The organism is Enterobacter cloacae complex sp. P1B (assembly GCF_014982345.1).
Taxonomy (GTDB): Bacteria; Pseudomonadota; Gammaproteobacteria; order Enterobacterales; family Enterobacteriaceae; genus Enterobacter; species Enterobacter bugandensis.
In genome coordinates, this window is record NZ_JADCLF010000016.1 from 49,803 (window position 1) to 74,600 (window position 24,798).

25 protein-coding genes, 1 other RNA gene and 1 pseudogene are annotated in these 24,798 nt (G+C 57.3%); 17 read left to right on the forward strand and 10 right to left on the reverse strand.

Features of this window, described 5'->3' with window-relative positions; all coding sequences use genetic code 11:
- The first annotated feature begins 23 nt into the window (after positions 1-23).
- Positions 24-842, forward strand: coding sequence for an HMP-PP phosphatase (gene cof / locus INF77_RS18870; protein WP_150142951.1), 819 nt, complete (start codon positions 24-26; stop codon positions 840-842).
- A gap of 42 nt (positions 843-884) precedes the next feature.
- Here the strand turns inward: cof and INF77_RS18875 are convergent, their stop codons facing one another.
- A complete protein-coding gene (locus INF77_RS18875) occupies positions 885-1,931 on the reverse strand; it encodes a PLP-dependent cysteine synthase family protein (protein ID WP_150142952.1) in 1,047 nt (348 codons plus the stop codon).
- Positions 1,932-2,046: 115 nt separating this feature from the next.
- On the opposite strand from INF77_RS18875, the gene INF77_RS18880 reads away from it, so the two are divergent.
- From INF77_RS18880 to amtB, 5 genes are all read left to right on the forward strand, one after another.
- Positions 2,047-2,505, forward strand: coding sequence for an Lrp/AsnC family transcriptional regulator (locus INF77_RS18880; RefSeq protein ID WP_008503307.1), 459 nt, complete (start codon positions 2,047-2,049; stop codon positions 2,503-2,505).
- A gap of 30 nt (positions 2,506-2,535) precedes the next feature.
- On the forward strand, positions 2,536-4,308 hold the full coding sequence (locus INF77_RS18885; protein WP_193532876.1) for a SmdA family multidrug ABC transporter permease/ATP-binding protein: 1,773 nt from the start codon (positions 2,536-2,538) through the stop codon (positions 4,306-4,308).
- Complete coding sequence (locus INF77_RS18890) at positions 4,301-6,082, forward strand: SmdB family multidrug efflux ABC transporter permease/ATP-binding protein (protein ID WP_049137520.1); 1,782 nt, start codon at positions 4,301-4,303, stop codon at positions 6,080-6,082. Before INF77_RS18885 ends, INF77_RS18890 begins: the two co-directional genes overlap by 8 nt.
- Before the next feature lie 220 nt (positions 6,083-6,302).
- Positions 6,303-6,641 (forward strand): P-II family nitrogen regulator, encoded by a 339-nt coding sequence (gene glnK / locus INF77_RS18895; protein WP_008503304.1) that lies wholly within the window; start codon positions 6,303-6,305, stop codon positions 6,639-6,641.
- 35 nt (positions 6,642-6,676) lie between these two features.
- Positions 6,677-7,963 (forward strand): ammonium transporter AmtB, encoded by a 1,287-nt coding sequence (gene amtB, locus INF77_RS18900; RefSeq protein ID WP_014882787.1) that lies wholly within the window; start codon positions 6,677-6,679, stop codon positions 7,961-7,963.
- A gap of 94 nt (positions 7,964-8,057) precedes the next feature.
- Here amtB and tesB read toward each other — a convergent pair whose 3' ends face one another.
- The gene (gene tesB / locus INF77_RS18905; RefSeq protein WP_193532877.1) at positions 8,058-8,918 is read right to left on the reverse strand and encodes an acyl-CoA thioesterase II; all 861 of its coding nucleotides are present in this window, start codon (positions 8,916-8,918) and stop codon (positions 8,058-8,060) included.
- Between the two features lie 203 nt (positions 8,919-9,121).
- Here tesB and INF77_RS18910 point away from each other — a divergent pair, with 203 nt between their 5' ends.
- Positions 9,122-9,649 carry a YbaY family lipoprotein gene (locus INF77_RS18910; protein ID WP_028012173.1) on the forward strand — a complete coding sequence of 176 codons (528 nt, stop codon included), beginning with the start codon at positions 9,122-9,124 and terminating at the stop codon, positions 9,647-9,649.
- A gap of 33 nt (positions 9,650-9,682) precedes the next feature.
- On the opposite strand, the pseudogene INF77_RS18915 reads toward INF77_RS18910, so the two are convergent.
- Positions 9,683-10,079: pseudogene (locus INF77_RS18915) on the reverse strand (MGMT family protein).
- Between the two features lie 84 nt (positions 10,080-10,163).
- Between INF77_RS18915 and ffs the strand changes: the two are divergent.
- The 3 genes from ffs (at position 10,164) to INF77_RS18930 (ending at position 10,982) form a co-directional block, all read left to right on the forward strand.
- Positions 10,164-10,260: signal recognition particle sRNA small type (gene ffs / locus INF77_RS18920), an RNA gene on the forward strand.
- A 258-nt stretch (positions 10,261-10,518) separates the two neighbouring features.
- The gene (locus INF77_RS18925) at positions 10,519-10,770 is read left to right on the forward strand and encodes a hypothetical protein (RefSeq protein WP_006176926.1); all 252 of its coding nucleotides are present in this window, start codon (positions 10,519-10,521) and stop codon (positions 10,768-10,770) included.
- Positions 10,767-10,982, forward strand: coding sequence for a hypothetical protein (locus tag INF77_RS18930; RefSeq protein WP_028012176.1), 216 nt, complete (start codon positions 10,767-10,769; stop codon positions 10,980-10,982). The genes INF77_RS18925 and INF77_RS18930 overlap by 4 nt, the downstream gene beginning before the upstream one ends.
- 80 nt (positions 10,983-11,062) lie before the next feature.
- On the opposite strand, the gene INF77_RS18935 is transcribed toward INF77_RS18930, so the two are convergent.
- Positions 11,063-12,484 carry a PLP-dependent aminotransferase family protein gene (locus INF77_RS18935; RefSeq protein WP_100170677.1) on the reverse strand — a complete coding sequence of 474 codons (1,422 nt, stop codon included), beginning with the start codon at positions 12,482-12,484 and terminating at the stop codon, positions 11,063-11,065.
- An 86-nt stretch (positions 12,485-12,570) separates the two neighbouring features.
- Here INF77_RS18935 and INF77_RS18940 point away from each other — a divergent pair, with 86 nt between their 5' ends.
- The 3 genes from INF77_RS18940 to INF77_RS18950 all read left to right on the forward strand — a co-directional run bounded on the left by INF77_RS18940 (position 12,571) and on the right by INF77_RS18950 (position 17,524).
- Complete coding sequence (locus INF77_RS18940) at positions 12,571-13,182, forward strand: YitT family protein (protein WP_028012178.1); 612 nt, start codon at positions 12,571-12,573, stop codon at positions 13,180-13,182.
- Positions 13,183-13,258: 76 nt separating this feature from the next.
- Positions 13,259-14,329: a LacI family DNA-binding transcriptional regulator gene (locus INF77_RS18945; RefSeq protein ID WP_193532878.1), complete on the forward strand. Its 1,071-nt coding sequence runs from the start codon at positions 13,259-13,261 to the stop codon at positions 14,327-14,329.
- 102 nt (positions 14,330-14,431) lie between these two features.
- Positions 14,432-17,524, forward strand: a complete 3,093-nt coding sequence (locus tag INF77_RS18950; protein WP_193532879.1) for a beta-galactosidase — start codon at positions 14,432-14,434, stop codon at positions 17,522-17,524.
- Between the two features lie 33 nt (positions 17,525-17,557).
- Here the strand turns inward: INF77_RS18950 and INF77_RS18955 are convergent, their stop codons facing one another.
- Positions 17,558-18,382 carry a nickel/cobalt efflux protein RcnA gene (locus INF77_RS18955; RefSeq protein ID WP_150142955.1) on the reverse strand — a complete coding sequence of 275 codons (825 nt, stop codon included), beginning with the start codon at positions 18,380-18,382 and terminating at the stop codon, positions 17,558-17,560.
- Positions 18,383-18,515: 133 nt separating this feature from the next.
- On the opposite strand from INF77_RS18955, the gene INF77_RS18960 reads away from it, so the two are divergent.
- Positions 18,516-18,788, forward strand: coding sequence for a metal-sensing transcriptional repressor (locus tag INF77_RS18960; protein WP_032637313.1), 273 nt, complete (start codon positions 18,516-18,518; stop codon positions 18,786-18,788).
- Here INF77_RS18960 and INF77_RS18965 read toward each other — a convergent pair.
- Positions 18,781-20,346, reverse strand: a complete 1,566-nt coding sequence (locus tag INF77_RS18965; RefSeq protein WP_193532880.1) for an EAL domain-containing protein — start codon at positions 20,344-20,346, stop codon at positions 18,781-18,783. The genes INF77_RS18960 and INF77_RS18965 overlap by 8 nt on opposite strands.
- A 219-nt stretch (positions 20,347-20,565) precedes the next feature.
- Here INF77_RS18965 and INF77_RS18970 point away from each other — a divergent pair, with 219 nt between their 5' ends.
- A complete protein-coding gene (locus INF77_RS18970; protein WP_006176933.1) occupies positions 20,566-20,826 on the forward strand; it encodes a type B 50S ribosomal protein L31 in 261 nt (86 codons plus the stop codon).
- Positions 20,827-20,828: 2 nt separating this feature from the next.
- Positions 20,829-20,969: a type B 50S ribosomal protein L36 gene (gene ykgO / locus INF77_RS18975; protein ID WP_003859006.1), complete on the forward strand. Its 141-nt coding sequence runs from the start codon at positions 20,829-20,831 to the stop codon at positions 20,967-20,969.
- Here ykgO and INF77_RS18980 read toward each other — a convergent pair.
- A complete protein-coding gene (locus tag INF77_RS18980; RefSeq protein ID WP_059357441.1) occupies positions 20,966-21,676 on the reverse strand; it encodes a GNAT family N-acetyltransferase in 711 nt (236 codons plus the stop codon). The two genes, ykgO and INF77_RS18980, sit on opposite strands and share 4 nt — an antisense overlap.
- 101 nt (positions 21,677-21,777) lie before the next feature.
- Here INF77_RS18980 and INF77_RS18985 point away from each other — a divergent pair, with 101 nt between their 5' ends.
- Complete coding sequence (locus tag INF77_RS18985) at positions 21,778-23,238, forward strand: PLP-dependent aminotransferase family protein (protein WP_193532881.1); 1,461 nt, start codon at positions 21,778-21,780, stop codon at positions 23,236-23,238.
- Here INF77_RS18985 and INF77_RS18990 read toward each other — a convergent pair.
- The 3 genes from INF77_RS18990 to INF77_RS19000 form a co-directional block, all read right to left on the reverse strand.
- Complete coding sequence (locus INF77_RS18990) at positions 23,210-23,677, reverse strand: YlaC family protein (RefSeq protein ID WP_028012186.1); 468 nt, start codon at positions 23,675-23,677, stop codon at positions 23,210-23,212. The two genes, INF77_RS18985 and INF77_RS18990, sit on opposite strands and share 29 nt — an antisense overlap.
- Positions 23,678-23,793: 116 nt before the next feature.
- Complete coding sequence (gene maa / locus INF77_RS18995; protein WP_028012187.1) at positions 23,794-24,345, reverse strand: maltose O-acetyltransferase; 552 nt, start codon at positions 24,343-24,345, stop codon at positions 23,794-23,796.
- Between the two features lie 209 nt (positions 24,346-24,554).
- Entirely contained in the window at positions 24,555-24,773 is a 219-nt protein-coding gene (locus tag INF77_RS19000; RefSeq protein WP_008499287.1) for an HHA domain-containing protein, read from the reverse strand.
- Positions 24,774-24,798: the final 25 nt, after the last annotated feature.

A 24,798-nucleotide genomic window follows, 5' to 3' on the forward strand; every position in this document is an offset into this window, starting at 1 on the left:
CGCATCACATTTCAGGAGCAATCATGGCCCGCCTCGCTGCATTTGATATGGACGGTACGTTGTTAATGCCGGATCACCGTCTGGGGGAGAAAACGCTGAGTACCCTGAAGCGTCTGCGCGAGCGTGATGTCACCCTGACGTTTGCCACTGGCCGCCACGTGCTGGAGATGCGTCATCTGCTGGGCACGTTTTCCCTGGATGCGTTTTTAATCACGGGTAACGGAACGCGCATTCACACCGTTGAAGGAGAGGTGCTGCACCGCCAGGATCTCAACCCGGAAGTGGCGGATATTGTTCTGCACAGCACGTGGGACACGCATGCCAGTATCCACGTATTCAACGATCAAGGCTGGTTCACCGGAAGCGAAATCCCCGAATTGTTGCACGCGCATGTTTATAGCGGCTTCAAATACCAGCTTATCGATCTGCGCCGGATCCCCGCCCACGCGGTGACCAAGATTTGCTTCTGTGGCGATCACGACGATCTTTGCCGCTTACGCATTCAGTTAAATGAGGCGCTGGGCGACCGGGCGCACCTGACCTTCTCGGCGGTGGATTGTCTTGAAGTCCTGCCGGTGGGCTGTAACAAAGGTTCAGCTCTGGCGGTGCTCAGCGACCACCTGGGCTTAACGCTGCAGGAGTGTATGGCGTTTGGCGACGCCATGAATGACCGCGAAATGCTGGGCAGCGTGGGGCGCGGCCTGATTATGGGGAATGCGATGCCGCAGCTGATCGCAGAGCTTCCTCATCTGCCGGTTATCGGACACTGCGGCAACGAAGCGGTGTCCCATTTTTTGACGCATTGGCTGGACAACAACAACCTCCCATATTCCCCCGAATAGTGAGACCCTTCCAGCAAGCCAGACTTCGGTCTGGCTTTTTTTTTATTTCAGCAGCTTCGCAATCTGCGCTTTCCACGGGGTGATGTCGCCGATGTTGGCCTGTACCCACTCCGCATTGTAATAGGTCTCAAGGTAGCGCTCGCCGCTGTCGCACAGCAGCGTGACGATGGAGCCGGTACGGCCTTCCTCGCGCATGCGCGCCGCAAGCTGCAGTGCGCCCCACATGTTGGTGCCCGTTGATGCACCCACCTTGCGGCCGAGCTGCGTTTCCAGCCAGTGCGCGGTGGCGACGCTGGCGGCGTCCGGCACGCGGAGCATTTCGTCGACAACGTCAGGAATGAACGACGGTTCCACGCGCGGGCGGCCAATTCCTTCAATTTTACTGCCCACCGGACTGCGCAGGCCAGCATCGCGGCTTTGCCAGTAGTCGAGGAACACGGAGTTCTGGGGGTCAACCACCATCAGCTGGGTATCGTAGCCCTGACAGCGAATGTAGCGTCCGATAGTGGCTGACGTGCCGCCCGTACCGGCGCTCATCACAATGTACGACGGAACCGGATGCGGTTCGTGGGTCATCTGGCGGAAAATACTGTCGGCAATGTTGTTATTGCCGCGCCAGTCCGTTGCGCGCTCGGCAAAGGTGAACTGGTCCATATAGTGGCCGTTTAGCTCGCGGGCGAGCATTTCAGAGGCGGCATAGATTTCGCAGGCGCTTTCCACAAAATGACAGCGTCCGCCGTAAAATTCGATCTGCTCGATTTTTCGTTTTGCTGTGCAGGAGGGCATCACGGCGATAAACGGCAGGCCCAGCAGACGAGCGAAATAGGCTTCAGACACCGCCGTTGAACCGGATGAGGATTCAATAATGGTCGTGCCTTCTTTGATCCAGCCGTTGCACAAACCGTATAAAAACAGAGAGCGCGCCAGGCGATGCTTCAGGCTACCGGTAGGATGGGTGCTTTCATCCTTCAGGTAGAGATGAATACCGTCAAATCCCGGCAGGGGGAGGCGAATCAGGTGGGTATCCGCCGAGCGCTGGTAGTCGGCATTGATTTCGCTGATGGCATGTTTAACCCAGGTGCTATTCATCGTAGTTATCCGTTTGTCATTTTGTGCCCAGCATAGCGAAAAGCACAGAAAAAATTGTTGCTATCTGGCCTTTAAAATAGAATGAAGGGAGAAAAATTTTCTCTATGAGGTGGGTATGCTAGATAAAATTGACCGCAAGCTCCTTTCATTGCTGCAAAGTGACTGTACCCTCTCTTTGCAGGCGCTGGCAGATGCCGTTAATCTGACCACCACACCGTGCTGGAAGCGCCTAAAAAAGTTGGAAGATGACGGCATCCTTCTGGGGCGCGTCGCATTACTCGATCCCGAAAAACTGGGGCTTGGGCTGACGGCATTTGTGCTGATAAAAACCCAACACCACAGCAGCGAGTGGTATTGCCGCTTCGTCACTCAGGTGTCTGAGATGCCCGAGGTGCTCGGCTTCTGGCGTATGGCCGGCGAGTACGACTACCTGATGCGCGTCCAGGTGGCTGACATGAAGCGCTATGATGATTTCTACAAGCGGCTGGTGAACAGCGTCCCGGGCTTGTCGGACGTCACCTCAAGCTTCGCCATGGAACAGATTAAGTACACCACAGCCTTACCCATTGAATAACTTCGTAAAATACCTTCAGGAACAAACCGCGTGCGATTATTTGCCCAATTAAGCTGGTACTTTCGTCGGGAGTGGCAACGCTACCTCGGTGCAGTCGCCCTGCTTATTATCATTGCCATTTTGCAGCTGATCCCGCCGAAGGTGGTGGGCTACGTCGTGGATGGCGTCACTGAACAGCATTACACCACCGCACGGGTGTTGATGTGGGTCGGCACGCTGGTGCTGACGGCGGTCATTGTTTATCTCCTGCGCTACGTCTGGCGCGTGCTGCTGTTTGGTGCGTCCTATCAGCTGGCCGTTGAGCTGCGTGAAGATTTTTACCGCCATCTGAGCCGACAGCATCCCGAATTTTATCTGCGTCATCGCACCGGGGATCTCATTGCCCGCGCGACGAACGACGTCGATCGCGTGGTCTTTGCCGCCGGGGAAGGGGTGCTGACGCTGGTGGACTCGCTGGTGATGGGCTGTGCGGTGCTGATCGTCATGTCCACGCAGATCAGCTGGCAATTAACCCTGCTCGCCCTGCTGCCGATGCCGATCATGGCGCTGGCGATCAATCGCTACGGCGAACAGCTGCACGAGCGCTTCAAGCTGGCGCAGGCGGCGTTTTCTTCTCTGAACGATCGCACCCAGGAGAGCATGACCAGCATCCGCATGATCAAAGCGTTTGGCCTGGAAGATCGGCAGTCCGCGCTGTTTGCGGCCGATGCGGCAGACACGGGGGCGAAAAACATGCGCGTCGCGCGCATTGATGCGCGATTTGATCCAACGATTTATGTCGCAATCGGCATGGCAAACCTGCTTGCCATTGGCGGCGGGAGCTGGATGGTGGTGCAGGGCACATTGACCCTTGGGCAATTGACCAGCTTTGCGATGTATCTGGGGCTGATGATCTGGCCGATGCTGGCGCTGGCCTGGATGTTTAACATCGTAGAGCGCGGCAGCGCCGCCTACAGCCGCATCCGCGCCATGCTGGCCGAAGCGCCGGTAGTCAATGACGGCAGCGAAGCGGTGCCGGAAGGGCGCGGCGTTATGAACGTCGACGTTCGCAAATTTGTCTATCCGCAAACGGAACATCCTGTGCTGGAGAACGTTAGCTTTACGCTGCGGCCGGGCCAGATGCTGGGCATCTGCGGCCCGACGGGGTCCGGAAAAAGTACCGTGCTCTCTCTGCTTCAGCGCCACTTTGACGTCACCGAGGGCGATATCCGTTTCCATGATATCCCCCTGGCGAACCTGCTGCTGGACGAGTGGCGTGGCCGTCTGGCGGTAGTCAGCCAGACGCCGTTTTTATTTTCGGACACCGTGGCGAATAACATTGCGCTTGGTCACCCGTCGGCGACGCAGGAAGAGATCGAACATGTGGCGCGCTTAGCCAGCGTACATGACGATATTTTGCGTCTGCCGCAGGGCTACGAAACGGAGGTCGGGGAACGTGGCGTCATGCTGTCCGGCGGGCAGAAACAGCGAATCTCGATTGCCCGCGCGCTGCTGCTGAATGCGGAAATCCTCATTCTGGATGATGCGCTTTCCGCCGTGGATGGTCGTACCGAGCATCAGATTCTGCACAACCTGCGCCAGTGGGGCGACGGACGCACGGTGATTATCAGCGCCCACCGTTTGTCAGCGCTCACCGAGGCCAGCGAAATTCTGGTCTTACAGCACGGACACATTGCCCAGCGCGGGCAGCATGAAACGCTTGCCGAGCAGCCGGGCTGGTATCGCGATATGTACCGCTATCAACAACTTGAGGCGGCGCTGGACGATGCGCCGGAACAGGATCAGGAGGCCACCAATGCGTAAGCTCGGAACGATGTGGCCGACGCTCAAACGTCTGCTGGCCTACGGCTCGCCGTGGCGCAAACCGCTCTCCGTGGCCGTGCTTTTACTCTGGATAGCGGCGATTGCTGAGGTGAGCGGGCCGCTGCTCATCAGCTACTTCATCGACAATATGGTCGCCAAAAGCTACCTGCCTCTGGGGCTGGTGGCGGGCTTAGGCGTGGCCTACGTTGGGTTGCAGCTGGCGGCGGCAGGGCTGCACTATGCGCAGTCGCTGCTGTTTAACCGTGCCGCCGTGGGCGTGGTTCAGCAGCTGCGCACGGATGTAATGGACGCGGCGCTTCGCCAGCCGCTCAGCGAGTTTGATATCCAGCCGGTCGGGCAGGTGATTTCGCGCGTGACCAACGATACCGAAGTGATCCGCGACCTGTACGTCACCGTGGTCGCGACGGTGTTACGCAGTGCGGCGCTGATCGGCGCGATGCTGGTGGCGATGTTCAGCCTCGACTGGCGCATGGCGCTGGTGGCGATTACCATCTTCCCGGCGGTGCTGATCGTGATGATCATCTACCAGCGCTACAGCACGCCAATCGTGCGTCGGGTGCGCGCCTATCTGGCCGACATTAACGATGGCTTCAACGAAGTGATTAACGGCATGAGCGTCATCCAGCAGTTCCGCCAGCAGGCGCGCTTTGGCGAGCGGATGGGCGAAGCCAGCCGATCGCACTATATGGCGCGTATGCAGACGCTGCGCCTCGACGGCTTCCTGCTGCGTCCGCTGCTCAGCCTTTTCTCTGCGCTGGTGCTTTGCGGTTTACTGATGCTCTTTGGCCTGAGCTCAAGTGGTACGATTGAAGTGGGCGTGCTATATGCTTTTATTAGCTATCTGGGGCGCCTTAACGAGCCGCTGATCGAGCTCACGACCCAGCAATCGATGCTGCAGCAGGCGGTCGTCGCCGGCGAGCGCGTGTTTGAGCTGATGGACAGGCCGCGCCAGGCTTACGGTCGTGACGAGCGACCTCTGCAAAGCGGCGCCATTGCCTTTGATAACGTCTCGTTTGCCTATCGCGAAGACCGGCTGGTGTTGCAGGACATTACGCTGGATGTCCCGTCGCGCGGTTTCGTGGCGCTGGTGGGACATACGGGCAGCGGCAAGAGCACGCTCGCTAGCCTGTTGATGGGCTACTACCCGGTCACGCAAGGCGAAATCCGCCTCGACGGACGCCCGCTCGCGTCTCTCAGCCACAACGTGTTGCGTAAAGGCGTCGCGATGGTGCAGCAGGATCCGGTCGTCCTGGCCGATACCTTCTACGCCAACGTGACCCTGGGGCGAGACTACTCTCAGGAGCAGGTATGGGAGGTGCTGGAAAAAGTGCAGCTGGCAGACCTTGCGCGCGGGTTTAGCGACGGGATTAATACCCGGCTGGGCGAGCAGGGAAACAACCTCTCCGTTGGGCAAAAGCAGCTTCTCGCGCTGGCGCGGGTGCTGATTGAAACTCCGCAGGTGCTGATTCTGGATGAAGCGACGGCCAGCATTGACTCCGGCACCGAGCAGGCTATCCAGCAGGCGCTGGCCGCGGTACGCGACCATACTACGCTGGTGGTGATTGCCCATCGCCTTTCCACCATTGTCGATGCCGATACCATTCTGGTGCTGCATCGTGGACAAGCCGTGGAGCGCGGCACGCACCGTGAACTGCTGGAAGCCAAAGGGCGCTACTGGCAGATGTATCAGCTTCAGCTGGCGGGCGAAGAACTGGCCGCCAGCGTGCGCGAGGAAGAGTCGCTCAGCGCCTGATGCACCAAAACAAAGCAACGCGCTAACAGTCATTCCTGTTGGTGCAATACTGAAACGCACCGTGCACCGACATGGTGCGTTTTTTTTCGCCGGTTCATTAAGGAAGACGGCATAACGCTCGTCGCACCGCTTTTCTCCCTCCATTTCATTTCTGGCACACCCCTTGCAATACCTTCTGCGTGAGCTGCGGCCATTACCGAATTCTGACTGGAGGGGATCTATGAAGCTGGTTACGGTGGTAATCAAACCATTCAAACTGGAAGACGTGCGTGAAGCATTGTCCTCAATGGGTATTCAGGGACTGACTGTCACCGAAGTGAAAGGCTTTGGTCGTCAGAAGGGTCATGCCGAGCTTTATCGCGGGGCGGAATACAGCGTTAACTTTCTGCCAAAAGTAAAAATTGATGTCGCGATTGCTGACGATCAGCTTGATGAAGTGATTGATGTGATTAGCAAAGCGGCCTACACCGGCAAAATTGGCGACGGCAAAATTTTCGTTGCCGAACTGCAGCGCGTCATTCGCATTCGTACCGGCGAATCTGACGAAGCGGCACTGTAAATAACGCCTGGCACACAGTGATAGGGATCGAGAAAATGAAGATAGCAACACTTAAAACGGGTCTGGGTTCGCTGGCACTGCTGCCGGGCCTGGCGCTGGCTGCTCCTGCCGTGGCAGACAAAGCCGATAACGCCTTTATGATGATCAGCACCGCGCTGGTGCTGTTCATGTCTATCCCGGGCATTGCGCTGTTCTACGGCGGCCTGATCCGCGGCAAAAACGTTCTCTCCATGCTGACGCAGGTTGCCGTGACGTTCGCGCTGGTCTGCGTGCTGTGGGTGGTTTACGGTTACTCGCTGGCCTTCGGTACCGGCAACGCCTTCTTTGGTAACTTCGACTGGGTAATGCTGAAAAATATTGAGCTGACCGCGCTGATGGGCAGCTTCTACCAGTACATCCACGTCGCGTTCCAGGGCTCGTTCGCCTGCATTACCGTCGGGCTGATTGTGGGGGCGCTGGCGGAGCGCATCCGTTTCTCTGCCGTTCTGATCTTCGTGGTGGTCTGGCTGACCCTCTCCTATGTGCCGATTGCGCACATGGTCTGGGGCGGTGGTCTGCTGGCAACGCACGGCGCGCTGGACTTTGCGGGCGGTACCGTTGTCCATATCAACGCCGCGGTAGCGGGCCTGGTGGGCGCATACCTGATTGGCAAACGCGTGGGCTTCGGTAAAGAGGCGTTCAAACCGCATAACCTGCCGATGGTGTTTACCGGTACGGCTATCCTCTACTTTGGCTGGTTCGGCTTCAACGCCGGCTCCGCAAGTGCCGCGAACGAAATCGCCGCGCTGGCCTTCGTGAACACCGTTGTGGCGACGGCGGGTGCAATTCTCTCCTGGGTATTCGGCGAGTGGGCGGTACGCGGTAAACCTTCCCTGCTGGGTGCCTGTTCAGGGGCGATTGCCGGTCTGGTCGGTATCACCCCGGCGTGTGGCTATGTGGGTGTCGGTGGTGCGCTGCTGGTGGGACTGGTCGCGGGCCTGGCAGGTCTGTGGGGCGTCACCGCACTGAAACGCGTGCTGCGCGTGGATGACCCTTGCGATGTGTTCGGCGTCCACGGCGTGTGCGGCATCGTCGGCTGTATCATGACCGGCATCTTCGCCGCGAAATCACTGGGTGGCGTGGGCTACGCAGAAGGTGTCACCATGGTTCATCAGGTGCTGGTGCAGCTGGAAAGTATCGCTATCACCGTGGTGTGGTCTGCCGTTGTCGCCTTCATTGGCTATAAGCTGGCGGATATGACCGTTGGGCTGCGCGTACCGGAAGAGCAGGAGCGCGAAGGTCTGGACGTCAACAGCCACGGCGAGAATGCGTATAACGCCTAATAAAAAGCAAAACGGCAACTTCGGTTGCCGTTTTTAATGTTTATTCCCTCTCCCATGCGAGAGAGGCAGGGTGAGGGCATCAGGCCGCACACCATCATCCGCGATTACGCATTACCCCTTCCTGCACCGTAGAAGCGACCAGCACGCCGTCCTGAGTATAAAACTCTCCACGCACAAACCCGCGAGCGCTCGACGCTGACGTACTCTCCACGCTGTAAAGCAGCCACTCATTCATATTGAACGGACGGTGGAACCACATGGAGTGATCGATGGTTGCGACCTGCATCCCTTTTTCAAGGAAACCAACGCCGTGCGGCTGTAGCGCAACCGGCAGAAAGTTAAAGTCTGACGCGTAGCCCAGCAGATACTGATGCACGCGGAAATCTTCCGGCACGGCGCCATTGGCGCGGATCCAGACCTGACGCTTCGGCTCGGCGGTGTGGCCTTTCATGGGGTTGTGAAACTCAACCGGGCGGATCTCCAACGGTTTATCGCAGAGAAACTTCTCTTTGACCTGCGGCGGAAGCAGATGCGCCAGCGCGCGGGCGATATCGGTCTCTGATTTGAGTTCGTCCGGCGACGGTGCTGGCGGCATCACTTTCTGATGTTCATACCCCGGTTCCGGCGCCTGGAAAGAGGCGGTCATATAAAAGATAGGCTTACCGTTCTGAACGGCCGCCACGCGGCGTGCGCTGAAGCTGTTGCCGTCTCTCAGGACTTCAACGTCATACACAATCGGTTTTGCGCTGTCGCCAGGGCGTAAGAAATAGCTGTGGAATGAGTGCACCAGGCGGTCTGCAGGGACGGTCTCCTTTGCAGCGTAGAGCGCTTGTCCAACGACCTGGCCGCCGAAAACCTGACGTAAGCCGAGGTCTTCGCTCTGCCCGCGATAGAGTCCTTCCTCAATTTTTTCCAGATTCAGTAATGTCAGCAGATTGTTCAGTGCCTGACTCATAATTATCCTCAATAAACGCCGTAGCGAAAGATAGGCAGAGTATAACGCAGAAATGAAAGTGGTCCGATGGGTAGAATAATCTGAATGTCGGCACGTTTTTAGGCATTAATCGGTGATCTGTGCCACACTTAAAAACGTTATGTGATTGAAACGACATCGGATGGGATCGATCCCGCTGGTGCATTGATGATAAGGAGACTTCAATGAAACTCGTGCCCATGCTAAGTGGTGTAGCTATTGCGGTGGCGTTGTCCGCCTGTGCCGGTAAGAGCGCCCAGGTGCCGGTACCAGCTGCAGATCCGAACGGGATTAATACCCTTTCACAGCAATCCATTCAGCAGCCTAACGTTTCCGGTACAATCTGGATTAAACAGAGAGTCGCTCTGCCGCCGGATGCGGTATTAACGGTCACGCTGTCTGATGCTTCCCTGGCGGACGCGCCGTCGAAGGTGCTGGCTCAGCGCGCGGTCCGTACTGAAGGTAAGCAGGCTCCGTTTAGCTTCGTGTTGCCGTATAACCCGTCAGACGTGCAGCCGAATGCCCGTATTCTGCTGAGCGCAGCGGTAACCATCAACGGCAAGCTGGTCTTTATCACCGATACGGTCCAGGAAGCGATTAACCACGGTGGAACCAAAATCGACCTGAATCTGGTGCCGGTGCAGCAAACCGAAGTCCCGGTTGCTCCACAGACCAATCAGCCGTCTCTGCCAACCCCACCGACCCAGATGTAACTGTTGCTCTTACCCTCTCCTTCGGGGGAGGGTTTAGTACACCCAGCGGTATTTCTGCAAATCAATCTGTCCTGCGCCCGACACCTGCACACCCTCTGAAAGCAATGCCTGACGCTGACGCTGGAGATCCGGCCCGGTCAGCGAGATAGCGCCATGACGGTTTACCACCCGATGCCAGGGCAGCGTACTTCCCTCCGGCAGCCGCTTCAGGACGCCACCGACCTGTCGCGCCGCGCGTGGAGAGCCTGCCAGCCTTGCCACATCACCGTAGGTGGTGACATAGCCTTCCGGAATCGAGGCCACGATTTGCCATACGCGCTGGGGAAAGGAGTCGTTTTCGTCCATACCTTCACCTGTGGGGATGTTTGGACCGTCATGGTAAACGAAGATCGCCCTGATTGCTGCGCCTGTTTGCGCAAGAAACCAGCATCCGGTTCCTGGTCGCTTGCAATTGGCTCTTCGCACAGGGATAATGCGCCAGCGCGTTGGTTATCAACGCTCTCAATGGGGGCTCTGTTGGTTCTCCCGCAACGCTACTCTGTTCACCAGGTCAGGTCCGGAAGGAAGCAGCCAGGGCAGACGACGTGGGTGCCGGGATGTAGCTGGCAGGGCCCCCACCCATTTGTGGCCTCATCCATCTTTCCTGTTCCCATCTCTTTTTAGCCTTTATTCCACAATAAAATAATGCCTATACCGTGTAATATATATTTCATCGCTCTGAAATATTACTGTCATAAACCTGTAATAATAGACTGGCATTTTATAATTGGACGTCTATTTTCGTCAAAATTCAAAAAAATATAGATCTGGATAACAGTGATAACTTCGTGTATTAAATAAAGTACTTATTCCGAAGGGAAGTGACAAACATGGCTACTGCAGTTTTAAATGTTAAAATTGACGAAGCGCTAAAAGAAAGACTCCGCCACTATGCGGAAGTAAATAACGAAAATTTAAGCGTGACCACAGAGAAACTGCTGCTGCTGGCGTTTGAAGCAGTAGAAGAGGCGGGAGTATCGGAAGAGGATATTGATAATCAGCATACGGAAGAAGAGAGTGTTTCTCCTTTTACTCCTAAAGAAATCAAGGCTCTACGTAAACTTCTGAAGAAGAGAAAATGAAACAACAACTGTCAACTGCCAGTGACTACAACGAGGCCTGCGCTCTGTTGCGTTCAGGCTACGTGAAGCATGTACGTCTTGGCTGGAATGTTGGAAGCGATGAGTTCTTTCGTATTGCGTCTGACTGGTGTGATACCGGTGCAAAAATAAAGAAAGACGGTGATAATTTCGTTATTTCCCTGAAAGGTTTCCCCATTCCTCCTCAGCACTAAATCCTGACCAGTGAAAACTGCTGACTGCATATATTACAGTCAGCAGTTTTTATTTTATGATCCAGTTCAAAATTTTAATATTAAACCAGGCGGCGTTTTACTGCTGGCGTATTTGAATTTAGCGCGAGCCATAACGGTTTAATCCGCAGCAATGCCGCTTCCAGCTCCGCTGGCTCCAGCGAAAAGGGCATACGTAAAAAGCGGTCAAACGCCCCCGATAAGCCAAACCGCGTCCCGGTGCCCAGGTTAATCCCGATAATTTCTGCCCGTGCGGCAAGCTGTGTCGCCAGCATGCCAGGAAGTTCGATCCAGTAAGAGAGCCCACCCTCCGCCTCATGAAACGTCCACTCCGGGAAATGTTCTCGCAGCAGGTTACTGCATCGATCGCGCCGTTCCGCCAGCATCTTGCGGCGAGCGGGCAGAAAACGCTCGCTATTGTCGATAAGCCACAGCGTTGCCAGCTGCTCAAGCAGCGGCGAGCCTAAATCCAGCGTATCGCGCGTCTGGGCGAGCGTGGCGATAGTACGCGAGGAGGCGCGGATCCAGCCGAGACGCAGCCCGCCCCAGAAGCTTTTTCCGGCAGAGCCTAGCGTAATCACGCTGGCCTGCGGGTTAAACGATGCCAGCGGTGGCGGCGGTGGCGAATCAAACCAGAGATCGACCATCGTTTCATCCACGACCAGCGCCGTGCGGGTCTGGGCTGCTATATCAGCGATTGCCTGACGGGTGGCGATATCCATGCATCGACCGGTTGGGTTGTGAAAATCTGGCATCAGGTAGGCCAGGCGCGGCGCGGTCTGGGCAAGCGTAGCCGCAAAGCCATCCGTATCCCAGCCCGTTTCCGGCAACGACACTCCTACTGGCCGACACTGTGCTCCCTGAATAGCGGCAATCGCCAGCGGATAGGTGGGGTGATCGACCACGACGCGATCCCCCGGTCCGGCCATCATCCGCAGCACCAGCGCGAACCCGCTGACGGCACCGTTGACCACCATCACCTCGTCTGCCCGGGTTGGAAGACCTCGCGCGGTATAGCGCGCAGCGATGGCCTCCCGTAGCGCCGGCAGCCCAAGCTGCTCGTAGCCCGTCAGCGAGAGGTGTTGAGTAATAGCCGTAAGTGCATGGGTGTAAGCCTGGTGGATCTCCGGCCCGGCGCTGAGGGCGGCAGTGGAAAGATCCAGGGCGACGCTCGCTGCGGAAAGGGTGGGAACGGCGCGTGCATCCGGGAGGATGACGCGCGACCCGCTGCCGTGGCGGCTTTCAAGATAACCCTCTTCACGCAGGTGGGCGAGGGCGCTGCTGACGGTGGTCCGGCTGACGTTCAGCGCCGTCGCCAGCTCACGCTCACCCGGCAGGCGCGTATGCAGCGCCAGCCGGCCATCAAGGATTAATAAGCGCAGCGCGTCAGCCAGCTGGCGCCAGAGCGGAGTGCGGGATGAAGTTTGCTGCCAGTGCCCTAAAAGGCGTACCACAGATTGGCTTCCGAAGCGGCGTGATGACATAAGCAGTCCACTATTTAAAAACTGGACATTAATCTTAGTGCCATTTTAGGTCAGGATGAAAGTCGGGTTCACTGGAGAAGATAAAAATGGTACGTCGTCTGCTACAACTTTATGTCGGTTTAGGGCTGTATGGGCTTTCCACCGCGATGTTTATTCGTGCGGATCTGGGGGTCGATCCGTGGGATGTGTTTCACCTTGGCGTGGGAATACAGCTGGGGATGAGCATCGGAACGGTGATCATTTTGACCGGGGCTGCGGTGCTCTTACTGTGGATCCCACTGCGTCAGATGCCCGGTCTTGGCACGATCAGCAACGTGATTTGTATCGGTCTGGCGGCGGACGCCAGCATGGCGCTTATCCCCGAACTGAGTTCGTTATCCGTGCGCATCGCTTTCCTGGTGTCGGGCATCGTGATGAACGCGATCGCCACCAGCATGTACATCGGGGCCGGTTTCGGGCCTGGTCCGCGCGACGGCCTGATGACCGGCATTCACGCCCGGCTGGGGTGGTCCATTCGCAGCGTGCGTACCTCCATCGAAGTGTCCGTCCTGCTGATTGGGTGCGTGCTGGGTGGCTCGTTTGGGGTGGGAACCGTGGCGTATGCTCTGACCATTGGCCCGCTTATCCAGCTCTGTTTGCCCTGGTTCCGCCAGAAGCCGCGCGGTGAGAAAATGACGCAGCCGGAGCGGGTTGTTTAATTTGCGAAGCGCTCACATGTTTTAATGGCGTCGCTGTGCCAGAATAGACACTTCGAAAATCGCGATGCCAGAACGCATGAAAGCAATCACTCTTTATGATGTCGCCCTCCTTGCGGGGGTTTCTTATCAGACCGTTTCCCGCGTGATTAACGACGCGGAGCACGTCTCTGCCCGCACGCGGGAAAAGGTGCAGCAGGCAATGGCGGAGCTGCATTACGTTCCCAATCTGCGGGCGCAGCAGCTGGCGGGGAAACGCACCCGTACGCTGGGGCTCATCACCACCGATCTGGCGCTGCACGCGCCTTCGCAAATTGTCTCGGCGGTAAAATCCCGGGCTGCAGGGCACGGGGCGAGCGTCCTGATTTCCATGGTGGAGCAGCCGCAGCAGTGTCAGGCGGCGCTTCAGGCGCTGCTGGCGCAGCGGGTAGACGCGCTGCTGGTAAATGTGCCGCTTGACGATCCGCACGCCGAAGCGCTCAGGTCGCTGGCGACGCCCGTCCCGGTGCTGTTCCTCGACGTGTCACCGTCAGCGCAGGTAAATAGCCTCGTGTTTAACGCCGAAGAGGGGGCACGCCTGGGCGTTGAGCATCTGCTTTCGCTGGGGCATCAGCATATTGCCCTGCTGAGCGGGCCGGAAAGCTCGGTCTCTGCGCGCGCGCGTCTGGCGGGATGGAAAGCGACGCTGGCGCAGGCGGGTCTCGACGCGGCTGCGGTGGCCTACGGCGACTGGAGCGCGGTCAGCGGCTATGAGAAGGGACATGTGCTGCTCTCGGGGGCGGTACTGCCGGATGCCATTCTGGTGGCGAACGATCAGATGGCGCTTGGGGTAATGCGCGCCTGTGCGGAAAAAGGGATAGCTGTTCCTGGCCAGATATCGGTGGTCGGGTTTGACGATACGGCCGACAGCGCCTGGTTTTCTCCGCCGCTGACGACCATTCGTCAGGCGTTTCGCGAGGCTGGCGAGCGCAGCGTGGAGTGGCTTCTGTCCCCCAGCGGGGGGGAGGAATGCTGGCAGGTTCAGCTGCCGGTAACGCTGGTGACCCGACATTCCAGCGCGCGCCGCACCCCGCAGCAGGCCGAACGCGAGGATCTGGCGCAGCAGCTCAGAAGCCTGGCCCTCCTTGCCGGGCAGCTTGCCCGCAAATAAAACTTTGTGATCGGACTCGCTACCCCGCGATTGCGTGCTTTACCGTCGCCGGGTGCCAGGGCATGTTAACCAAAATTGTGAGCGCTTCGCAAAGAGGTTAATATGCCCAACACTTTATCGCTGACTCTCAGCGCCATTCTGGCCCGACGGGACTGGGAAAACCCGGGTGTCACCCAGTGGAACCGTCTGGAGGCACATGCGCCGTTACACAGCTGGCGTCTTGAACAGCCTGCCCTGGTTGATGCTGTATCCGCCAGCAGACGCTCCCTCAATGGGGTGTGGCGATTTAACTACTTTCCTGCACCTGAGCAAATCCCGGAGGCGTGGGTAACCGAAGACTGTGCGGACGCCGTTGCGATGCCCGTGCCGTCGAACTGGCAGATGCAGGGGTTTGACACGCCCATCTATACCAACGTCACCTATCCTATCCCCGTTAATCCGCCTTTTGTGCCGCAGGAAAACCCAACCGGCTGTTACTCGCTCACATTTGATGTGGATGACGCGTGGCTTCAGAGCGGGCAGACCCGCATCATCTTTGACGGCGTGAACTCTGCGTTTCATCTGTGGTGCAACGGGCGGTGGATGGGCTATTCCCAGGACAGCAGGCTGCCTGCCGAATTCGATCTCTCGACGGTCCTGCGGCCCGGTGAGAACCGCCTGGCGGTCATGGTGTTGCGCTGGTGCGACGGTAGCTATCTGGAAGATCAGGACATGTGGCGCATGAGTGGTATTTTCCGCGATGTGACGCTGCTGCATAAACCCGAAACGCAGATTGCCGATTATCGCGTGGTGACGGACCTGAATGCGGAGCTGGACCGCGCGGTGCTTAAGGCAGATGTCACGCTGGCAGGGGCGGGCTTTGCAGACTGCGAGGTGGTCTTTACCCTGTGGCGCAAGGGTGAAAAATGCGCCAGCGTTTCCCGGCGTCCGGGGTCTGCCGTTGTGGACGAGCGCGGCAGCTGGGACGAACGCTTAACGGTGGCGATCCCCATTGATCGTCCCGCGCTCTGGAGTGCTGAAACGCCGGAACTGTATCGCCTGACGATGGCGCTTCTCGGCCTGCAGGGTGAGGTGCTGGAGGTTGAGGCGTGCGATGTGGGCTTCCGCCGCGTTGACATCAGCAACGGCCTGCTGAAGCTTAACGGTAAGCCGCTGCTGATCCGCGGGGTTAACCGTCACGAGCATCACCCGGAATACGGTCAGGTGATGGACGAGGCGACCATGCGTCGCGACATCGAGATCATGAAGCAGCATAACTTTAACGCCGTGCGCTGTTCGCACTACCCGAACCATCCGCTGTGGTACCGGCTTTGCGATCGCTACGGGCTGTACGTCGTTGACGAAGCCAATATTGAAACCCACGGCATGGTGCCGATGAGCCGCCTCGCTGACGATCCACGCTGGCTGCCCGCCATGAGTGAGCGCGTAACCCGCATGGTGCAGCGCGATCGCAATCATCCCTCAATTATCATCTGGTCGCTGGGTAACGAGTCCGGCCACGGCGCGAATCATGATGCGCTGTACCGCTGGCTGAAAACCACCGATCCCACGCGCCCGGTACAGTACGAAGGCGGCGGGGCGAATACGGCGGCGACCGATATTGTTTGCCCGATGTACGCCCGGGTCGATTGGGATCAGCCTTTCCCGGCGGTGCCTAAATGGTCAATCAAGAAATGGATCGGCATGCCCGACGAAACGCGTCCGCTGATCCTCTGTGAATACGCCCACGCGATGGGAAACAGCTTCGGCGGGTTTGCGAAATACTGGCAGGCGTTTCGCAGCCATCCTCGCCTGCAGGGTGGGTTTGTCTGGGACTGGGTCGATCAGGCACTGACGAAGAAAGACGAAAAGGGCAACGCGTTCTGGGCCTACGGCGGGGACTTTGGCGATACGCCGAACGATCGCCAGTTCTGCCTCAATGGCCTGGTCTTCCCCGATCGCACGCCGCATCCGGCGCTGTACGAGGCGCAGCGCGCCCAGCAGTTCTTTACCTTTACGCTGGTCAGTACCTCTCCGCTGGTGATTGAGGTGCAAAGCGGCTACCTGTTCCGCCCTACTGATAACGAGGTGCTGAGCTGGACGATTGCCCGGGACGGAGACGTGCTGGCCGCAGGTGAGGTGACGCTCGCGATAACGCCTGAAGGCGCCCGGCGTCTGGAGCTCGACCTGCCGGAGCTGAAGGCCGGGCCGGGTGAAATCTGGCTGAACGTTGAGGTTCGCCAGCCGCGGGCAACGCCGTGGTCACCGGCTGACCATCGCTGCGCGTGGGAACAGTGGCTGCTTCCGTCTCCGCTGTTTGTCGCACCGCCAGCCTCTGCGGGCGAGCCGCCGGTTTTAACGCAAAACGATCGCATCCTGGAGGTCACGCATCGTCAACAGCGATGGCAGTTCGATCGCGCATCCGGATACCTGACTCAATGGTGGCGAAATGGCGTTGAAACGCTGCTTTCACCCGTGACGGATAACGTCAGCCGCGCGCCGCTGGACAACGACATTGGGGTGAGCGAAGCGACGCGCATCGATCCAAACGCGTGGGTTGAACGCTGGAAAGCGGCGGGCATGTACGATCTCACCTCGCGCATGCTGCACTGTGAGGCAGAGCAGCATGCGCGTGAGGTGGTGGTTACCACGCTTAATGTCCTGGAGCATCGCGGCAGGGCGCTGTTCCTGAGCCGTAAAATCTGGCGGGTGGACGAGCAGGGGGTTCTGCATGGCGACATTCAGGTCGATATTGCGTCTGATATCCCGGAGCCCGCGCGCATTGGCCTGAGCGTTCATCTCGCTGAAACGCCAGAAAAGGTTGACTGGCTGGGGCTGGGGCCGCATGAAAACTACCCGGACAGAAAGCTGGCGGCGCAGCAGGGGCGCTGGACACTGCCCCTGGCAGACATGCACACGCCGTATATCTTCCCGACGGAAAATGGTTTGCGCTGCGATACCCGCAAACTTGTGCTGGGTGCGCATCAGCTGAATGGCGCGTTCCATTTCTCAGTGGGCCGCTATAGCCAGCAGCAGCTGCGTGAGACAACCCATCATCATCTGCTGCGGGAAGAGCCGGGGTGCTGGCTCAACCTCGATGCGTTTCATATGGGGGTGGGCGGCGATGACTCCTGGAGCCCCAGCGTTTCGCCGGAATTTATCCTGCAGACGCGCCAGCTTCGTTATACCTTTAGCTGGCAGCAGACTCTTATCTGACCAGAAAGGCGGCCACCGGGCGTGGCCGCCTGCTTACGCCAGAATGCCACTCAGGCCATGCAGGCTCATGTAAATCCCTACCACGATAATCAGCGCGGCGGAGATCCACGGCGCTTTGCGGGAAAGTTCGCTAAATCCGGGCCAGCGTTTTGTCGCGTGCTTAAGGCTTAAGGCGGCAATCGCGCCGGAAGCGACCAGCGTTAACGCCAGACCGATGCTGAAGCTAAATACCAGCGTCGCGCCGAGCGCAAAATGCTTCAGCTGCAGGCAGATCAGCAGAACGGTGATGGACGCCGGGCAGGGGATAAGCCCGCCGGTCAGGCCAAACATCGCGATCTGTCCTGTCGTCACGTTTTGTCCGTTGAAACGCCGGTTGATATCCTGCGCGTGCGCGCGCTGGTGGGCGTCCTGCCACTCCTCTTCAACCAGCGGGTGTTCATGGTGATGGTGATGATCATGGTGGTGGTCATGATCATGGTCATGATGGTGGTGGCAATCGTGATGATGATCGTGCGGCCGGCTCTCTTTCCAGGTTCGCCAAGCCATCCACAGGGCGATTGCAACGATCAACACCCCGGAGATCAGCTGGAACCAGGGTTCAGACGTATGTGCGTCCCAGCCGCGGCCAAACCATAGTCCTGCCATGGCAATGATCCAGACTACCGCCGTATGGGAAAGCGTAGCCGCCAGACCGAGCAGCACCGCCTGCTTCAGCGTGCCGCGGATAGCCACGATAAAGGCAGCCATCATTGTTTTTGAGTGGCCCGGCTCCAGGCCATGCAGCGCACCGAGCAGGATAGCGCTGGGAACAAACAGCCAGGCATTACCCTGCTGCAGGAGTGAAGCAAAATCGTTCATTGAAATTTCCAGTATGGAAAGCGTGCGCAAATAGTACTCCCCCCCAGTAGCCTAATACTACCCCCCAGTAGAAAAATACTCAGGGGGAGTAGAGCGTGATATGCTTTAAAAGCCAAAACTGAGGGAGACAGAGATGTCACATACCGTTCGCGATAAGAAGATGTTATTGACTCGCCTGAAGAAAATTCAGGGGCAGAGCACCGCGCTGGAGAAAATGCTCAACCGCGATCACGAATGTGCCGAGGTGTTACAGCAGCTGGCAGCGATCCGTGGCGCGGTCAATGGCATGATGATGCAGGTGATTGAAGGGCATCTTACCGATCATGTCGTGAAAGAGCCCGAAGAGGCGCAGCGTGAAGCCGATCTTGGCGTCGTGCTGCAGGTGATCAAATCCTATCTTAAGTAGAGCGCGTGGCGAGGTTGTTCTCTGCCCAAAGGATAAATTCCGTCTTGGGCAGCGCCTTACTGTAGAACCACCCCTGCCCATACTGCACGCCGTGGCGGTGCAGCCAGGTAAGCTGCCCTTCGGTCTCCACGCCTTCCGCCACCATTGCCAGCTGCAGCGACTTCGCCATTTCGATAATGTGCGGCGTTACGTTTTTGTACTCCAGTGCATCCACGAACGATTTGTCAATTTTTAGCGTGTCGACATCGAGATGCTGCAGATAGCTGAGGCTGGAATAGCCCGTGCCAAAATCATCAATGTAGACAGGGTGGCCCGAACGGCGAAACGCGGCGATAGCCGGCGCGCTGATTTTGGGGTCGGTAAAGCCACGCTCGGTTAACTCAAGGGCGATTTGTCGGGGATGAATCTGCCACTTATTCAGGAGTTGACTCAGTAAAGGCGGCAGATTACCGGAGGTCAAATCGGCCGGGGCGAGGTTGATGGAGATATGCTGATCGGGGTGGAGCTGCAGCCAGTGGCCCATATCTTCAAACACTTTTTCCATAACTAACTGCGTCAGCTGCGAGATGAGGCCGGTTTGCTCGGCAAGCGGCACAAATATATCAGGCGAGAGACTGCTTCCGTCTGGCTGGGGCCAGCGCGCAAGCGCTTCCGCACCCACGATTTTTCCACTGCACAGCGCCACGATGGGCTGATAGTGAACCACAAAATCGCGGCTGTTAATGGCGTCCAGCAGGCGATTGCGCGGCGACTGAATACGTCGCAGGATCCGCAGGACAAACAGTGCCGCCAGCAGGCTTATCAGGACGCCAAACGGCAGCCAGAAAAGCAGCTGTCGGTGCCAGCTTTCAGCCAGGGGGGTGAGCGCCGCCCACGTGACGACAGTAAATCCAAGCTCAGGTACCGGCTTCATCACGTACATGGAGCCCTTGTACTGAACGCTGGAGACGCCTCGATCGTTGATCCGATCGCGGATATGCGGATCAAGCGTGTTACTGCTGGCGAAAATAAGATGCGTTGCGCTTCCCACCAGAGCGGCATCAATGGCAATCGCCCCGAAAGGGATCACATCCACAAGCGAGGCAGGATCGACCAGAACAAGGTAATGGCCCTTCCCGAGCACGGCCATATAGCGGTGAAAGCCAAGATCGTTCTGTGCGGTAAGCCACGCGCTGTAGCCATCTTCGGTGATACGCATGGGGGGAGGATAAGCGGCGGATTTACTCGCCTGCTCAAGCGAAGAGCAGAGGGGTTTAAGGTTGTCGATATAGATCACCTCCTGGATATAGCGCCACGAGAACGCGACCCGACGTATTTCCCTCAAATGCAGCGGACTACAGGGAACGCCCTTAAATCCCTGCAGGTGATTTAACGCTTCTTTAGCCTGATCCACGACCCTGTCGGTGCGCATCAGCACCCGAGAAGCATAGCTATCCAGCGCATCAACAAATTTCTCTTCTGCCTGGCGATGGGCAAGCCAGATGCTGAGGCAAATGGGAACCAGCACGGAAAAGATAAGTACGCCAGTCACCAGACTGACCAGATGTCGGGTTTTCATGCTGTCGTTTCCTTTCTCATATGCCCGAATCCGGACGCTGAGTTTCCTGCCTGAAGAGAAAGATTTTACCGCGAAATGAAATAGTTATAGCACGTGGGGGCAGGGTTTTCATGTTATCTAAAGCAAATTAGAAAATATCCTCAGGAGAGAGAGGGTTGTTTTTTCAACCTTGCCTGGATATTATTTTGTTATGTTATAACAAAACACAAAGGGTTTATGATGAAACCAAACATCCATCCAGCGTATCGCACCGTGGTATTCCACGACACCAGTGCCAATGAATACTTTAAAGTGGGTTCAACCATTAAAACCGACCGCGAAATTGAGCTCGACGGTGAAACGTATCCGTACATCACTATCGAGGTTTCTTCAAAATCGCATCCGTTTTATACCGGTAAGCAAAAAACGTTTTCCACGGATGGCAGCGCAGCGCGCTTCCGCAAGCGTTTTGGCGGTTTTCTTAATGCGAAGCGGGGCTAACCATGCAGGTGCTTAACTCATTGCGCAGCGCAAAACAGCGTCACCCGGATTGCCAGATAGTCAAACGCAAGGGACGCTTATACGTGATTTGCAAATCCAATCCGCGTTTTAAGGCGGTGCAGGGACGTAAAAAAAGACGCTAGACGCGCGTTTCTCGCCAGCTTTCCAGGGATCTTTTCTGTTTGCCATCGGCAGTAAAATTGTCGGTGGCAAGCCAGCTTTCAAAGGCGCTCGCCAGCGCCGGCCACTCTTTGTCGAGAATCGAAAACCAGTCGGTATCCCGGTTACGGCCTTTTATGACCAGCGCCTGGCGAAAACGGCCTTCAAACTGAAAGCCCAGACGCAGTGCCGCTTTGCGTGATGGTTCGTTCAGGCTGTTGCACTTCCATTCATATCGCCGGTAGCCCAGGGTATCGAACGCGTACCGCATCAACAGATATTGCGCTTCTGTTGACATGGGCGTGCGGCTTAACAGCACGGAGAAGTGAACGTGTCCCACTTCCACAACGCCGTTTTTAGGATCGATCCGCATCAGGGCCAGCGTCCCGACCGGGGCCTGGGTCTGATTATCTATAACGGTAAAGTGCATCGGGTCAGATAACTCACACACGCTTGCCACCCATTCGGCAAACTCAGCGGCCGTGGCATCGGGTTCACGCAGAAGCCACGTCCAGCTCCGGGTATCTCCGGCCAGAGCATAGGCGGAGAACAGCGCCCCGGCATGCTCCACGCGCAGCGGTTCAAGCCGACAATAATGCCCCTGCAGTACTACCCGGGACGGATGAGGGCGAGGCTGCCAGTCGGTAAGGGCTTCGCCCACAGGTTGTCCAAACTCATTGAATGTCTTCATCTCTATTTCCGTGACGTTGAGAAGAGTTCCAGATTAGAAAATTACTGGTTCCTTAAAAAGAACCACTCAGCTATGTTTTGGTGGTACCACAAGGAGATGAGATGAACATACCGGGCGATGAACTTTATACCTTGCTCCATGCTGCGCTTAAAACGCGTGGGGAAGAGACGCTCCAGCGCGCGCTCTATCTCGCTTTGCGGGAGGCCATACTGGGCGGAAGGCTTCGGTCCGGCAGCCAGCTGTCCGGCTCGCGAACGCTGGCGCAGCAGCTTTCCGTTTCACGGAACACCGTCAATGCGGCGCTGGACCAGCTCACGCTCGAAGGCTATTTGCTGCGTAACCGTCAGGGGACGCGGGTGGCGCAATTCGCCCATCGTGCCAGCCCGCGGGTTCTGACCGATCCTGAGGTCAGGCTGGCAAAACGTGTCGTCCAGCTGCCTGCGCCTGTGTCGCGCGACACCCCGGTGATGGCCTTTACGCCGGGAACGCCCGCCATCAACTATTTCCCCTTGCCGCTGTGGCGGCGATTGTACGATCGTGTCCTGCGGGAGGAGGGGAGCGCTCTGCTGGGCTATGGCGACCCGGCCGGTGAGCCGTCGCTGCGGGCAGCCATCGCCCGTCACCTTGCGCTTTCTCGCGGCATTGACTGCGACGCCAGCCAGATTGTGATAACCGAAGGGGCGCTGGAGGGCGTCAATCTGTGCACGATGCTGTTAAGCGAGCCGGGGGATGTCGCCTGGGTGGAAAATCCCGGCTACAGCGGGGCCAAAAGCGCCTTCGTCAAAACCGGCCTTGCGATGACCGGCATACCGGTGGATGACGAGGGAATGTGCTGGGAAGGGCTGCATGCGCCTTCACCTGCGCTCATTTTCACTTCGCCGTCGCATCAGTTTCCTTACGGGAGCGTGCTCAGCGCGCGGCGGCGTCTGGCGCTTCTGGAACTGGCCCGCCAGCACAAGGCGTGGATCATTGAGGACGATTACGACAGCGAGTTCCGCTATGTCGGCGAGCCCGTACCGGCGATGCTGGGCATGGTCAACAACGCGCCCGTTGTGTATCTGGGGACGTTCAGTAAAACGCTGTTTCCGTCGCTCCGAATGGGGTTCATGGTGTTACCGCCAGCGCTGGCGAAAGCGGCGCGTCCGGCCATCGGCTCGCTGCTGCGCGGCGGGCATCGCGCAGAACAGCGCACCCTGGCGCTGTTTATCGAGGAGGGGCACTATGCCCGTCATCTTGCCGCCATGCGTCGCCTGTATCGTAAGCGTTACCGCCAGCTGCGGGAGGTGCTGAGCGCAGAGCTTTATACTCCGCACCGTGTTCTTGCCGGTGAAGGGGGAATGCACCTGGCATTGGCGATTGACGGTATCGACGACCAGCGGCTGGTGGAGAAAGCGAGGGCATTTCAGCTGGCACCTGCTGCGCTGAGCGGCTATTACCTGGAGACGAAGCAGGGGCAAACCGGCCTGGTTTTAGGTTACGGCAACACCTCTGCTTCGCAGTTTGCGCCGGGTATCCGACGCCTGCAGGCGTTAATTACGCAGCAGCAGGGCGGGAAAGGGTAAAAACATCATAAAAAGAGAGCTGGCCTTTCGTTGCGACCATTTTCTGCAGCTTCTCTTTGTGCACGGTTTCGACAGCCGGAGAGTGCAGGATGCTGTCGATAAGCTCATTTGGCACAAAACGCGTGTTGTACCATTCGCCGTTGTAGCAGACCCGGAAATCGAGGACGTCGATATCTTCGTAACGGTAGCGGGGATTCACGTCGAAAAAGAAAAAGGCGTTAAACACGACAAACAGCACCACCAGCAGCCAGACGGAGTCCACCAGCGTTTCGGACTTCAGCATGACAATCAGCGTCGCCAGCCAGGCGGCATACATGGCAACAAACAGCCCGGGGTGTTTGCGGATAAAGCTAATGCTAAAGCGCGGGCGATTGTCTCGCTTTTCGCGGTGGTTAAGATCGTCGATGGTAGCGGTAAGCAGGCGCTGTATCTCGGTCATTTTTGGCCTTTTGAGAGTTGACAATACAGGGTATCTGCCAATTTTAGGGGAGCCATCAGGCTGAAAAAAGTAACAGTCGGGCGCTAAAAGACCATAACAGTTGGCTCCCCGGATCGTTACAGCGTTTTGATGATTTTCGCCGGGTTGCCGCCCACGACGACGTTAGCCGGCACGTCTTTCGTCACGACGGCACCGGAAGCCACAACCACATTATCCCCGATAGTGACGCCTGGGTTAATGACCGCACGTCCACCAATCCAGACATTATTGCCAATGGTGACGGGCTTACCAAACTCCACTCCGCTGTTACGTTCTTGCGCATCCAGCGGATGGGTGGCCGTATAAATATGAACGCCCGGCGCGAGCATGCAGTTGTCGCCAATATGTACAGGGCAGACATCCAGCATTACGCAATCGAAGTTGGCGTAAAAGTCTTTGCCCAGATAAATGTTATATCCATAGTCACAGCGGAAGCTCGGCTCAATATACGCCCCTTCGCTTTGTCCCAGCAGTTCCGCCAGAATGTTCTGGCGTTCTGTTTTTTCGTCAGGCGCGGTGTGGTTATAGCGGTGAAGCAGATGGCGCGCCCGCAGCCGGTCGGCGCGTAACGTCTCATCACCAGGGCGGTAATGTTCACCTGAAATCATCTTCTGTTTTTCTATGCTCATCGGAAACCTCTCTGGATGTTATTCCTGAAGGGTAATCGCAACAGGCGTTAAGGGGAACGTTCCCGGAAGGCCGATGTGACCACAGTCACAACATTGTTGCTGATGAGCGCGTTTAACACGGAGACCTGGCTTTCGCGCAGGGAGCATAACGGGACAGGTGAATACAGCTTATAACGTGGCGTAGAACCTCTACAGACACACTTCAAAGATTAACGAACAAATTTCCATACAGAAGTAGGGATTTTGTCATACAGCTTATTCATCGTTAGCTCTGCAAGGCGATGGTCAGCGGCTGAATAAAATACCGCCAGTTCATTATCAGAAAGCTCGTATTTATTCTTTTCAATGACGCGTTCAAGGGTGTCAATTGACTGACAACGTCGTAAGCGCATCAAATAATCGATTTTTGTGAGTGGTTTATCAGACATAAATTCACCTTAGTAATTGTAATAA